This window comes from Wenxinia marina DSM 24838 (assembly GCF_000379485.1).
Lineage (GTDB): Bacteria > Pseudomonadota > Alphaproteobacteria > Rhodobacterales > Rhodobacteraceae > Wenxinia > Wenxinia marina.
The window spans coordinates 111506-124152 of record NZ_KB902282.1; the positions used below are offsets into that span (position 1 = coordinate 111506).

The window sequence follows — 12647 nt, forward strand, 5'->3', positions numbered from 1 at the left end:
GCTGGACGCCGAATCTGAGTAAAGGGGAGGTCGAGGTCGCCGCCCCTAACGGCAGTACGACCCCGAGCGGTAGCGCGCCGTGTCGAAGTGGAAGTGGTCGCGGTGCGCGGCGTTGGCGTTGGGGCCGAGGACCGTGCCGAACGGGCCGCAGGCCGCGCGCCACATCGCCCGCAGCATCCGGCCGTGGCTGGAATTCCAGCCGCGGAGGACCGAGACCTCGGTTCCGTCGCGCAGGCGGAAGCCGGCGATGTCGATGGCGCGGCCGAACGAATGCTCGCTGAGGCGCGCCCCCGCCTGGTTGTTGCGGCCCCGGCAGGCATATTCGCCGACGATGTGCAGCTCGCGCAGGCCGCCGCCGGTGGAGCCGATGGCGGGGATCGCGCCGGTCTGCACCCACGCCAGCAGCGAGCGGGCGGTGGCGCAGTCCATCCGCGCCGGCAGCGACAGCGGAATGCCGGCGACCGAGCGGACGCGCACCGCGCCGTCGATGCCGCACGATCCGGGACCGCCGACATGGCCCAGCGTGTCGCCCTGCAGCTCGGGCGTGCCGCAGACCTGCCCGCGGGCGCGCTCGGCCGCGACGCGGGTCGCCTCCTGCGTGATCTCGGGCGGCCGCTCGGGCGGACGGATCGCCAGCGCGACGGCGTAGATCGAGTAGCCGGGATCGCCGAGGTCGCCCTCTTCCGCCACCGGCGGGCCCTCGCCGGGCACCGGGACGGGCGTCGCGACCACGTCCATCCACGGCTGGTGCGGGCGGAGCGACGGCCGCAGCGGCGGCAGCGCCATCGGCTGGACCGCGGCGACGGCGATGTAGCCGGGCCGGACGGGGGCCGTCGCGCCGTCCCAGGAGGGGAGCAGGTTCACAAGCGGCGGCTGCATCTCCCGGTCGGCGCGGGCGAGGCGCATCGCCTCGTCCAGCGGCAGCCGGTGCGTGTTGCTGGTCGAGACCGTGTCGCCCAGTTGCGGCACCAGCGGCGCCGCGGCGGCGACGACCGGAAGGTCGGCGAGCCGCTCGATGCCGGCGGTGTCGGTGGCGTCCCGCGGCAGGGCGGTCAGGACCGGACTGTCGTTGCCCCGCGGGGTATCGGGGTCGCTGGCCGGCCGGACGGCGGGACGCGCCGGGGCGGAAGGGGCGACGCTGGCGAGGTCGGGACGGACCAGCGGGCGGCCCGGCGCCTCGGGCAGCGGCCGCGCCTCGGGGCGCAGGGGCGCGGTCTGCGCGAGGGCGGGACCGGCAGAGAGCGCGGCGGCGAGGAGAAGCGGCAGCAGCCTCATCGCGTCACCCCCGCCCGTCCGAAATCGGGCGCCTCGGTGTCCTGGCCGGCCTCGATGATGCCGCGGCGGATCGCGCGGGTTCGCGTGAAGTAGGCATGGAGATGGTCCCCGTCTCCGGTGCGAATCGCCCGTTGCAGGGCGAACAGCTCCTCGGTGAAGCGGCCGAGGATTTCCAGCGTCGCGTCCTTGTTGGTCAGGAACACGTCGCGCCACATGGTCGGATCGCTCGCCGCGATCCTGGTGAAGTCGCGGAAGCCCGCGGCGGAATACTTGATGACCTCGCTGTCGGTGACCCGGCGCAGATCGTCGGCGACGCCGACCATCGTGTAGGCGATGAGGTGCGGCGTGTGCGAGGTCACGGCCAGCACCAGGTCGTGGTGGTCGGCGTCCATCTCGTCGACGTTCGCGCCCATGCCGCGCCACAGGTCGGCGAGGCGGTCCACCGCGGCGCGGTCGGCGCCGTTCGGCACCAGGATGCACCAGCGGTTGCGGAAGAGGGAGGCGAAGCCCGAGCGCGGCCCCGAATGCTCGGTCCCCGCAAGCGGGTGGGCGGGCACGAAATGCACGCCCTCCGGCAGGTGCGGCGCGACGCCGTCGATCACCGCCTTCTTGACCGAGCCGACGTCGGTCACGGTCGCGCCGCCCTTCAACCGGGGCGCGATCTCGCGGGCGACCTCCTCCATCGCGCCCACGGGCACGGCGAGGACGATCAGGTCCGCGCCCTCCACCGCCTCGGCCGCGCACTCGGTCACGCGGTCGACGAGGCCGATCTCGCGGGCGACGGCGCGGGTCTCGGCGCTGCGGGCATGACCGACGACCTCGCGCGCGAGGCCCTTCTCGCGCATCGCGTGGGCCATCGACCCGGCGATCAGGCCGAGGCCGATCAGCGCGACCCGGTCGTAGACCGGCCCGCTCACTTCGCCCCCAGGTGCCGGGCGAGGGAATCGGCGACGCGGTGGCAGCCGACTTCGTCGCCGACGGTGACGCGCAGCGCCTGCGGGAAGCCGTAGCCGGCGACGCGGCGGACCAGGATACCGTCCTCGCGCAGCGCGGCGTCGGCGGCGAGGGCCGCGGCCTCGTCCGCGAAGCGGACCAGCAGGAAATTAGTGTAGCTGTCGTCGCAGCCGAGACCGAGGGCGCGGACCTTGCCCGTGAGCCAGGTGCGCATCTTGGCGTTCTCGGCGCGGCACCACTCGACCCACGCCTGGTCGCGCACCGCCGCCTCGGCGGCGGCGAGCTGGGCCGTGGACAGGTTGAACGGCTGGCGCAGGCGGTTCAGCACGTCGACGATCGCGCGGGAGGCGTAGCCCCAGCCGATCCGCAGCCCGCCGAGGCCGTAGATCTTGGAGAAGGTGCGCGTCGCCACGACGTGCGGAAAGGCGTCGGCGAGGCCGAGGCCGCCGTCGAAGCCGTCGCCCGCGAACTCCGAATAGGCGCCGTCATGGACGAGGATGGCGCGGCCGGCGAGGCCTTCCGCGAGGCGAACGACCTCGTCCGGCGGCAGGACCGTGCCGGTGGGGTTGCCGGGGTTGGTGAGGAACACGACACGCGTCCGGTCGGTCACGGCGCTCAGGATCGCGTCCACGTCCACCACCCGCTCGCGCTCGTCCACGCTCACCGGGGTCGCGCCGGCGGCGCGGGCGAGGATCGGGTAAAGCGAGAAGCCGTGGCGGGTCAGGATCACCTCGTCGCCCGGCCCGGCATAGGCCTGCGTCACGAACTGCAGCACCTCGTCCGAGCCGACGCCGCAGATCACGCGCGCCGGGTCGATCCCGTGCACCTCGCCGATGGCGGCGCGCAGGCCCGCATGGTCGGTGGACGGATAGCGGTGCAGCTCGCGAGACGCGGCGGCAAAGGCGGCGCGGGCGGCGTCGCCGGCGCCGAACGGATTCTCGTTGGCCGAGAGCTTCAGCGCCTCGTCGCGGCCGGCGATCTTCGCCTCGCCGCCGACATACAGCGCGATCTCCATGATGCCGGGTTGCGGCGTAAGGTCGGTCACGTCCGGCAGCTCCTTGTCCCCGGGGTCGTCATAGCGGCCGGGGGCAAGAGGTTCCAGACGCCAAAGGCGCGGACGGCGGCGCGGCGCCGAGCCTCAGAGCGGGGTCGAGACCTCGATCAGGTTGCCGTCCGGGTCGCGCAGGTAGAGCGACAGGATCGGCCCTGTCGCGCCGGTGCGGCGGATCGGCCCTTCCTCGACCGCAACGCCCAGCGCCTCGAGGTGTGCCTGCCACTCCGGCAGCGGCACGTCCGTGAGGAAGCAAAGGTCGGCGCTGCCGGGCGTCGGTGCGGCGGCCTTGGGATCGAACTCCCGCCCCGCCTCGTGCAGGTTGATCTTCTGCGTCCCGAAGGTGAGTGCGTGCCGCGTCGTGCCGTCCGCGACGGTGAACGGCGCATGCCGCATCCCCAGCACGTCCCGATAGAAGCGGATCGTGCGGCCGAGGTCGGCGACGGTGAGGACGAGGTGGTCGAGGGCGCGGAGCTCGGGCATTGGCTTTCCGGGGCAGAAGACGCAAGCTGGCCGGACCATGCCCGACGCTGCCCCCGCGACGCAAACCCTCGTCGATCCCCTGGATCCGGCCCGCGCCCGTGCGCTGCAGGCGACGCTTGGCCTGACCCCGTCGATCGAGGCGGGCGATCCGCTGCCGCCGTTCTTCCACCACATCTACTTCTGGGAGCCGCTGCTGCCGGCCGACCTCGGCCGGGACGGGCACCCGGCGAAGGGCGGCTTCATCCCCGACCTCGGGCTGCCGCGGCGGATGTGGGCGGCGGGAGAGCTGACGTTCCACACGCCGCTGCGCGCCGGCAGCCGGGCCGAGAAGACGAGCAGCGTGGAGCAGGTGACGCGCAAGGACGGCCGCTCCGGCCCGCTCGCCTTCGTCCGGGTCCGGCACGACATCCGGCAGCGCGGCGCGATCTGCCTGACCGAGTGGCAGGAGCTGGTCTACCGCCAGGATCCCGGCCCGGACGCCCCGAAGCCCGAGGCGCCGAAGGCCAAGACGGACGAGGATCTCTGCATCACCCGCCGCTTCGACACGACCGCCCTGTTCCGCTACTCGGCGCTGACCTTCAACGGCCACCGCATCCACTACGACCAGCCCTACGCCCGCGAGGTCGAGGGCTACGACGGTCTCGTCGTCCACGGACCGCTGCTGGCGCAGTCGCTGATGCTGGTGGCGGAGGCGCGGATGGGCCGGCTCGCCGGTTTCCGCTACCGCGCGACGTCGCCCTTGATGCACCACGAGGCCGCCTCATGTTGCTGGACCAAGGGCGGCACCCTCTGGGTCCGGGCGCCCGACGGACGGCAGAACATGATCGCGGAGGCGCGCTGATGGAAAAGGATCTGTCGGTGAACGTGCTGGGCCAGCCGCTGCAGCCCTGCTCGACCGAGCCGCTCACGGGCTTCTTCCGCAACGGCGCCTGCGACACCTGCGCCGAGGATCGCGGCAGCCACACCGTCTGCGCCGTGATGACGGCCGAGTTCCTCGCCTATTCCAAGTATGTCGGCAACGACCTGTCCACCCCCCGGCCCGAGATGCGGTTCGCCGGCCTGCGCCCCGGCGACCAATGGTGCCTGTGCGCCGGGCGGTTCCTGCAGGCCCACGACGAGGGCTGCGCGCCTAAGGTGGACCTCGCCGCGACCCACGCCCGCGCCCTCGACATCGTCCCGCTGGAGGTGCTGGAGGCCTGCGCGCTGTGATCCGCCCCCTCGCCCTCGCCCTGCTCCTCGCCGCGCCCGCCACCGCGCAGGACGTCCGCCCCGCCGACCGGGAGCGGCTGGACGGCTGGCTCGGCCATTTCGGCGACGCGGTGAAGCAGGCCTATGCCGGCGGCGACCCCGCCGACCTCGACCAGCTCCGCCAGGCGATGGACGGCGAGCCGGGGCCGCTGTTGCCCGAGGGCGACTGGGCCTGCCGGACGATGAAACTGGGAGAGATCCTGCCGATTACCGTCTATACCGACTTCCGCTGCCGGATCACCGCAGCGGGCGACGGGACGTGGCGGCTGGAGAAGCTGACCGGCTCGCAGCGGACGACGGGAACCATCACGCAGACAGACGAGGGCGCGCTGTACCTTGGCGTCGGCTACGTCGCGGGCGGCCCGGCGGTGGACTATGCCGGCCTGCCGCCGGACAGCCAGGAGCCCGTGGAGCCGGGCCAGACCCACGCACAGGTCGGATGGTTCGAGCAGACCGCGCCGGACGAGGCGCGGCTGTTGCTGCCCGACCCCATCCTCGAGAGCCGGTTCGACATCCTGTGGCTCACCCGCTGAGGGCGGCGTTCAGACGCTCATCTCGACGCCGAGGTGCTTGGCGACGGTGAAGATGTCCTTGTCGCCCCGGCCGCACATGTTCATGCAGATGATGTGATCGGCCGGCAGCTCCGGCGCGATCTTCATCACGTGGGCGAGCGCGTGGCACGGCTCCAGCGCCGGGATGATGCCCTCGGTCTCGCAGCACAGGGTGAAGGCGCCCAGCGCCTCGCGGTCGGTGATCGCGACGTACTCGGCCCGGCCGATGTCGTGCAGCCAGGCATGCTCCGGCCCGATGCCGGGATAGTCGAGGCCGGCCGAGATCGAGAAGCCCTCCAGGATCTGCCCGTCATCGTCCTGCAGCAGGTACGTCCGGTTTCCGTGCAGCACGCCGGGCCGCCCACCGGTGAGCGAGGCGCAATGCTCCATCTTCTCGTTCACGCCCTTGCCGCCGGCCTCGACGCCGATGATGCGGACCTCGGGATCGTCGAGGAACGGGTAGAACAGGCCCATCGCGTTGGAGCCGCCGCCGATCGCGGCGATGATCGTGTCGGGCAGACGGCCCTCGGCCTCCTGCATCTGCGCCTTGGCTTCGGTGCCGATGATCGACTGGAAGTCGCGGACCATCGCCGGGTACGGGTGCGGCCCCGCCACCGTGCCGATGCAGTAGAACGTGTCGCGCACGTTGGTCACCCAGTCGCGCAGCGCGTCGTTCATCGCATCTTTCAGCGTGCCGCGGCCCGAGGTGACGGGGATCACCTCGGCGCCGAGGAGGCGCATCCGGAACACGTTCGGCGCCTGCCGCTCGACGTCGTGGGCGCCCATGTAGACGACGCACTTCAGGCCGAACTTGGCGCAGACCGTCGCGGTGGCGACGCCGTGCTGGCCGGCGCCGGTCTCGGCGATGATCCGGGTCTTGCCCATCCGGCGGGCGAGGATGATCTGGCCGAGGACGTTGTTGATCTTGTGCGCGCCGGTGTGGTTCAGCTCGTCGCGCTTCATGTAGACCTTGGCGCCGCCGAGACGCTCGGTCAGCCGCTCGGCGAAGTAGAGGGGGCTGGGCCGGCCGACATAGTGCTTCCACAGGAAGTCCATCTCGGCCCAGAAGCTGTCGTCGGTCTTGGCGCGCTCGTACTCGGCCTCGAGGTCGAGGATCAGCGGCATCAGCGTCTCGCTGACGAACCGCCCGCCGAAATCGCCGAAGCGGCCGCGCCCGTCGGGGCCGGTCCGGTAGGAGTTCATGCGGTCGTCCGGCATCGGGGCCTCCCTCGCAAATGGCATCCGCCGGTCTAGCCGGTCGCCCCCCGCGCCACAAGCGCACGGAGGCGCGGTGCGTCAGCGCACGGGCGCTGCGCCCTGTGCCCTGCGGGGCGCGGCCCTATCTGAAGGGCGAACCACGAGAGGAGACGCGCAATGGGACGGCTGGTCGACGGAAAGTGGCAGACCGAGGCGCAGTTCGCCGGCGACGACGGCAGCTTCAACCGGCAGGAGACGACCTTCCGCAACTGGGTGACGCCGGACGGCGCGCCCGGGCCGAGCGGCGAGGGCGGATTTCCGGCGGCGAGCGGTCGGTATCACCTCTACGTCTCGTACGCGTGCCCATGGGCGCACCGGACGCTGATCTTCCGCCGGCTCAAGGGGCTGGAGGATCACATCGGCGTCTCGGTCGTCCATCCCGACATGCTGGACGAAGGGTGGGAGCTGAGGACCGATTTCCCCGGCGCCACCGGAGACAGGCTCTACGGTCTGGAGACGCTGAAGGAGCTGTACCTCAAGACCGACCCGGACATCTCGACCAAGGTCACGGTCCCGGTCCTCTGGGACACCGAGCGCGAGACCATCGTCTCGAACGAGAGCGCCGAGATCATCCGCATGATGAACTCCGCCTGGGACGGGATCACCGGCAACACCGACGACTACTGGCCCGAGGCGATGCGGGACGAGATCGCGCCGGTGAACGACCGCATCTACGACACCGTCAACAACGGCGTCTACAAGGCCGGCTTCGCGACGAAGCAGTCGGCCTACGACACTGCCGTGGGCGCGCTGTTCGACAGCCTCGACTGGCTGGAGGATCGCCTGTCCACCCACCGCTACCTCATGGGCGACCGGATCACCGAGGCGGACTGGCGGCTGCTGACCACGCTGCTGCGGTTCGACGCGGTCTATCACGGGCACTTCAAGTGCAACCGCAACAAGCTGATCGAGTTTCCGAACCTCTGGGGCTACACGCGCGAGCTGTACCAGCATCCGGGCGTCGCCGAGACGGTGCACATGGACCACATCGTCCGGCACTACCATTACAGCCACCCGTCGGTGAACCCGAACCGGATCATCCCGATCGGGCCCGAGATCGACTTCGACGCCCCGCATGACCGTGCGCGGCTGAAGGCGGCCTGAGGGTCAGGAGCGGTTGCCGTAATGCTCCACCAGCGCGGCGAGGTCCTCGGGCGTTGAATCGGCCGGGACCAGCGCCCGCAGCTGCGGCGTGATCGAGAAGATCGAGCCGTCGGAAAAGAAGGTGCGGTCGGTCACGTAGATGATCCGGCAGTCGGGGCGCCGGTACTGCACGTAATCGGCGACCGAGATCGGCGAATCGCCCTCGGCCAGCGACAGGTCGATGACGACGACGGCGTAGTCCGTCGCCGCGACGCGGCCGATCGCCTCGTCGGCCGAGGCGGCGATATCGACCTGCTCGATCTCGCGCGCGAGGTGGCGGCGCCAGATCTCGGCGAGCTCGACCTTGTTTTCTACGATGAGGACCTTCATCGATCTCCGCTTTCGACCGCAGGCCCCAATCCCCACGCGTAACCTGACAGGAGTTACGACGCGATTAAGCCCGAGTCCTTAACATAGGCTTAATCAAATCGCCTCAAACCGCCATGATTTGCTCCGATCCGGCGGCGTCCGCCGACCCTTGCCTTCGGGCGTGCGGTAGGCTTGTTGTCGCGCCCATGACCACCTGGATCACCATCTGCGACACCTGCAAGCGACCTGGCTGGGATGCGGGCGAGGCGACCACGACCGACGGAGAGGCTCTCGCCGCCCTGGTCGAGGCTGCGGCCGACGGGACCGGCGTCGCCACCCGCCGCGTCTCTTGCACCATGGGCTGCGAGCGCGCCTGCAACGTGATCGTCCAGGCCGCCGGCAAGATCGGCTACTCCCTCGGCCAGTTCGAGCCGTCGCAGGACGACGCCGCCGCCATCGTCGCCTACGCCCGGATGCACGCGGACAGCGAGACCGGCCGGGTGCCCTTCCGCGAATGGCCGGCGGGGGTGAAGGGGCATTTCGTCAGCCGACACGTGCCGGTGCCGGAGTGACCGGCCCGGCCCGCGACCACGGCGGCGGGATCGACGCCGCCGCCGACCGCTGGGGCGGAACGCGGGCCGACTGGATCGACCTCTCGACCGGGATCAACCCGGTGCCCTACCCGCTCGACACGCTGGAGCCGCAGGCGTGGACCGCCCTGCCCGACCGCGCCGCGACCGACCGGCTGATCGCCGCGGCGCGGACCTTCTGGCAGGTGCCGCAGGGCGCGCGGATCGTGCCGGCCCCCGGCGCCTCGGCGCTGATCGCCCGGATGCCCGACCTCGCCCCGCCCGGGGCCGTCCGGATCCCGACCCCCACCTACAACGAACACGCCGCCGCCTTCCGCGCCGCCGGGCGCGAGGTCGGCGACGATGCGGCAGCGCCGGCCTGCGTCCTCGTCCACCCGAACAATCCCGACGGGCGGCTCTGGCCCGTCCCCGGCGACGCCGCCCTGACCGTGATCGACGAGAGCTTCTGCGACACCGATCCCGCCGCCAGCCACGTCGCCCGCACACAGCGGCCGGGGACGATCGTCCTCAAGAGCTTCGGCAAGTTCTGGGGCCTCGCCGGCCTGCGCCTCGGCGTCGCCATCGGCCATCCGGATACGCTCGCCCCGGCCGGCGGGCGGAGCCTCGACGACCTCCTCGGCCCCTGGCCGGTCTCGGGTCCGGCGCTGCAGATCGGCGCACGGGCGCTGGAGGATGGCGTCTGGGCGGAGGAGGCACGCGCCCGGCTGGTCCGCAACGCCGCGCGGCTCGACGCGCTGCTGACCGGTGCGGGGGCGCGGGTCGCGGGGGGCACGCCGCTGTTCCGCCTCTACAAGGTGGACGACGCGGGCGCGTGGCAGGAGCGCCTCGCCGCCGCCCGGATTTGGTCGCGGACCTTTCCCTATTCGCGCACCTGGCTGCGCCTCGGCCTGCCCGGCCCCGAGGCGTGGGACCGCGTGGCGCAGGCGCTGCGATGACCCTGCTGGCCGCGGCGCTCGCCGGCCTCGCCCTCGACGCCGCCTTCGGCGAGCCGCGGGCACTGTGGGACCGGGCGCCGCATCCGGCGGTCCTGATGGGCCGCGCGGTGGCCCGGCTCGACGCCGCGTGGAACCGCGTGCGGCACCGGCTGGCGCGAGGCGCGGCGGCCTACGCCGTCCTCGCCGGCGGCGCGATCCTCCTGGGGCTGGCGCTCGCCGCCCTGCCGGGCAGCGTCGCCGAGGCGCTGGTCCTCGCCATCCTCCTCGCCCAGCGCTCGCTGGCCGACCACGTCCGCGCCGTCGCCGACGCGCTGCGCCTGTCCGTGCCGGAGGGCCGCCGCGCCGTCGCCCGCATCGTCGGCCGCGACACCGCCGCGATGGACGAGCCCGCCGTCTCCCGCGCCGCGGTCGAGAGCGCGGCCGAGAACTTCTCGGACGGCGTGGTCGCGCCGCTCTTCTGGTTCCTCGTCGGCGGGCTGCCGGGACTGCTGCTCTACAAGGTCACCAACACCGCCGATTCGATGATCGGCTACCGGACAGAGCGGTACGAGCGCTTCGGCAAGGTCGCCGCCCGCGCCGACGATGTCCTCAACATCGTGCCGGCCCGCCTCACGGCGGCGATGGTCTGGCTGTGCAGGCCCGATCGCGCGGTCCTGCCCGGCCTCGTCGCCGATGCCCGTCGCCACCGCTCGCCCAACGCCGGCTGGCCCGAGGCGGCCCTGTCCCGGCTGCTCGGCCTCGCGCTGTCCGGGCCGCGGGCGTACCACGGCACGATGCGCGACTATCCTTACGTGAACGAAGGCGGGAGGCGCGAGGCCGGGCCGGCGGACATCGACCGGGCGGTGCGGGTGCTGTGGACCGTGTGGGCGGGGATCGTGGGCGCTGTCGGCGTGGCAGCGCTGGTCGCCGCGGCGGTCTGACCGGCGGGCGCGCAGGGAGGCATCGCGCCCCGGCCCCGAGCCGGGGCCTCGACGGGAAAGGGCGCCCCGGTCGGGCGAGGCCCCGGCTCGGGGCCGGGGCGGGGTCTCCTCCCCCGACCGTGACCCCGGCCGTCTTGGCCGCATCCCCCTCCGCCGATACCCTGCGCCGACCCGACCACGGAGCCCCCGATGCGCCTTGCCACCGCCCTCGCCCTCCTCGCCGCGCCTGCCCTCGCGCAGGAGGACTACACCGACGCCCCCTGCGGCGGGGACTTCCGCGCGTTCCTGGACGGCGTCGCGGGAGAGGCGGTCGCGGCGGGACAGGACCCCGCGACCGTGGAGGCCTTCCTCGCCCCGCTGCGCCTCGACGAGAGCGTGCTCGCCGCCGACCGCCGGCAGGGCGTGTTCCAGCGCGACTTCATCGACTTCTCCCGCCGCCTGATCTCGCAGAACCGGCTCGATACCGGCCGCGCGATGGCGGAGCGGCACGACGCGATCTTCGACCGGATCGAGGCGGAGTACGGCGTGCCGCGGGGCGTCCTCCTCGCCTTCTGGGCCTTCGAGACGGATTACGGGCAGGTGCAGGGCGACTTCAACACGGCCAACGCGCTGGCGACGCTGGCCCACGATTGCCGCCGGCCGGGGCTGTTCCGGCCGCAGCTGATCGCGGCGGCGGAGCTGTTCGCGCAGGGCGGGATGGATCATCAGACGACCGGTGCCTGGGCCGGCGAGATCGGCATGGTGCAGATGCTGCCGGCCGACATCCTGGAGAGCGGGATCGACGGCGACGGGGACGGCGTCGTGTCGCTGAAGACCTCCGTGGCGGATGCGCTCCTCTCGGGCGGGCACATGCTGGCGAACCTCGGCTGGCGGGCGGGCGAGCCTTGGCTGGTGGAGGTGACGGTGCCGGCCGATCTGGACTGGATGGCGACGGGGCTGAACCACCCGCGGACCGTGGCGGACTGGCAGGCCCTCGGCGTCGCCGGCCGCGCCGGGCCGCTGCCGCGGACGGACCTGCCGGCGCGAGTGCTGCTGCCGATGGGGCGGAACGGGCCGGCCTTCCTCGCCTACCCCAACTTCGACGTCTATTTCGAGTGGAACCAGTCGCTGGTCTACGTCACCACCGCCGCCTACTTCGCCACCCGTCTGGAGGGCGCGCCGGTCTACGCCGCCGGCACCCCCGCACCGGGCCTGTCGGGCGACGAGATGATGGAGCTGCAGCGCCGGCTGGAGGCGCGCGGTCACGACGTCGGCGGCGTCGACGGCATCCTCGGCGAGAAGACCCGAGAGGCCGTGCAGGCCGAGCAGCTGCGCCTCGGCCTGCCCGCGGACGCCTGGCCGACGCGGGAGCTGCTCGGGGCGTTGTAGGGCTCCGCCTCGTCCGAGGCGTCACCGGGCGGCTGGGGGCGGTCGGACGCCCCGCAGCCGGACGGCGCTGCGTCCGGGCACAGCGAGAGGGCAGTGTCTGGCCGCGGGCAGACGCTCCGACGCTGCGGCAGGGGCGATTTGTCTTGCCTCCTCCGGGCGACCCCTGAACGTCTCGCAGGTGGAGAGGAAGCGGCTGGCCGGGGGGCGGCCAGACGCTGCCCGGGGCCGCTTGCGCGGCTGACCCCGGGCGGGGGCAATGTAGCAGACCCGTCCCGGGCCTGACCCGGCAACTGTAACCTCAGGGGTTGGCTGTCGCGTAGTCCTTGGCGTCGCGGAGCATGGCGTTGAGGACGGTGAGGAGCTTGCGTGCGACGGCGATGATGGCCTGCTTGGGACGCTTTCCGGCGGCCTCGAGGCGGGCGCGGAAGGCGGCGAAGGCAGGGTCCCGGCGCGAGGCCTGCAGGCCGGCGAGGTAGAGCAGCGAGCGGATCACCGGTCGGCCGCCGGCGATCCTGCGGGGCGGGCTGCGCATCCCGGAGTCGCGCGCGACCGGCGCCAGTCCC

General features: G+C 72.6%; 15 protein-coding genes. 8 read left to right on the forward strand and 7 right to left on the reverse strand.

The genetic code is table 11. The features are described 5' to 3' along the window. Positions 1-45: 45 nt before the first annotated feature. From A37W_RS0106730 to A37W_RS0106745, 4 genes are all read right to left on the reverse strand, one after another. Positions 46-1275, reverse strand: coding sequence for an extensin family protein (locus tag A37W_RS0106730; RefSeq protein ID WP_018302261.1), 1230 nt, complete (start codon positions 1273-1275; stop codon positions 46-48). Next, a complete protein-coding gene (locus A37W_RS0106735) occupies positions 1272-2192 on the reverse strand; it encodes a prephenate/arogenate dehydrogenase family protein (RefSeq protein WP_018302262.1) in 921 nt (306 codons plus the stop codon). Before A37W_RS0106735 ends, A37W_RS0106730 begins: the two co-directional genes overlap by 4 nt. Then, complete coding sequence (gene hisC, locus A37W_RS0106740) at positions 2189-3274, reverse strand: histidinol-phosphate transaminase (protein WP_018302263.1); 1086 nt, start codon at positions 3272-3274, stop codon at positions 2189-2191. Before hisC ends, A37W_RS0106735 begins: the two co-directional genes overlap by 4 nt. A 93-nt stretch (positions 3275-3367) precedes the next feature. Next, the gene (locus tag A37W_RS0106745) at positions 3368-3763 is read right to left on the reverse strand and encodes a VOC family protein (RefSeq protein ID WP_018302264.1); all 396 of its coding nucleotides are present in this window, start codon (positions 3761-3763) and stop codon (positions 3368-3370) included. A gap of 37 nt (positions 3764-3800) precedes the next feature. On the opposite strand from A37W_RS0106745, the gene A37W_RS0106750 reads away from it, so the two are divergent. The 3 genes from A37W_RS0106750 to A37W_RS0106760 are packed head-to-tail and all read left to right on the forward strand — an operon-like array spanning position 3801 to position 5544. After that, on the forward strand, positions 3801-4604 hold the full coding sequence (locus A37W_RS0106750) for an HTD2 family dehydratase (protein ID WP_018302265.1): 804 nt from the start codon (positions 3801-3803) through the stop codon (positions 4602-4604). Then, the gene (locus tag A37W_RS0106755) at positions 4604-4972 is read left to right on the forward strand and encodes a DUF2237 family protein (protein WP_018302266.1); all 369 of its coding nucleotides are present in this window, start codon (positions 4604-4606) and stop codon (positions 4970-4972) included. Before A37W_RS0106750 ends, A37W_RS0106755 begins: the two co-directional genes overlap by 1 nt. Then, on the forward strand, positions 4969-5544 hold the full coding sequence (locus A37W_RS0106760; RefSeq protein ID WP_018302267.1) for a DUF4893 domain-containing protein: 576 nt from the start codon (positions 4969-4971) through the stop codon (positions 5542-5544). The genes A37W_RS0106755 and A37W_RS0106760 overlap by 4 nt, the downstream gene beginning before the upstream one ends. Positions 5545-5553: 9 nt before the next feature. Here the strand turns inward: A37W_RS0106760 and trpB are convergent, their stop codons facing one another. Continuing rightward, entirely contained in the window at positions 5554-6780 is a 1227-nt protein-coding gene (gene trpB / locus A37W_RS0106765) for a tryptophan synthase subunit beta (RefSeq protein ID WP_018302268.1), read from the reverse strand. A gap of 156 nt (positions 6781-6936) precedes the next feature. Between trpB and A37W_RS0106770 the strand changes: the two genes are divergently transcribed. Then, positions 6937-7923: a glutathione S-transferase family protein gene (locus A37W_RS0106770; RefSeq protein ID WP_018302269.1), complete on the forward strand. Its 987-nt coding sequence runs from the start codon at positions 6937-6939 to the stop codon at positions 7921-7923. A gap of 3 nt (positions 7924-7926) precedes the next feature. Here the strand turns inward: A37W_RS0106770 and A37W_RS0106775 are convergent, their stop codons facing one another. Beyond that, complete coding sequence (locus A37W_RS0106775; RefSeq protein ID WP_018302270.1) at positions 7927-8292, reverse strand: response regulator; 366 nt, start codon at positions 8290-8292, stop codon at positions 7927-7929. Positions 8293-8477: 185 nt separating this feature from the next. Between A37W_RS0106775 and A37W_RS0106780 the strand changes: the two genes are divergently transcribed. The 4 genes from A37W_RS0106780 to A37W_RS0106795 all read left to right on the forward strand — a co-directional run bounded on the left by A37W_RS0106780 (position 8478) and on the right by A37W_RS0106795 (position 12084). After that, complete coding sequence (locus tag A37W_RS0106780) at positions 8478-8843, forward strand: DUF1636 family protein (protein WP_018302271.1); 366 nt, start codon at positions 8478-8480, stop codon at positions 8841-8843. Beyond that, a complete protein-coding gene (locus tag A37W_RS0106785; protein ID WP_018302272.1) occupies positions 8840-9796 on the forward strand; it encodes a threonine-phosphate decarboxylase in 957 nt (318 codons plus the stop codon). Before A37W_RS0106780 ends, A37W_RS0106785 begins: the two co-directional genes overlap by 4 nt. After that, a complete protein-coding gene (gene cbiB / locus A37W_RS0106790; protein ID WP_018302273.1) occupies positions 9793-10716 on the forward strand; it encodes an adenosylcobinamide-phosphate synthase CbiB in 924 nt (307 codons plus the stop codon). The genes A37W_RS0106785 and cbiB overlap by 4 nt, the downstream gene beginning before the upstream one ends. A gap of 189 nt (positions 10717-10905) precedes the next feature. Further along, entirely contained in the window at positions 10906-12084 is a 1179-nt protein-coding gene (locus tag A37W_RS0106795) for a lytic murein transglycosylase (RefSeq protein ID WP_018302274.1), read from the forward strand. A gap of 298 nt (positions 12085-12382) precedes the next feature. Here the strand turns inward: A37W_RS0106795 and A37W_RS0106800 are convergent. Next, positions 12383-12647, reverse strand: a 265-nt coding sequence (locus A37W_RS0106800; RefSeq protein WP_018302275.1) for a transposase, incomplete at its 5' end; no start/stop codon positions are given.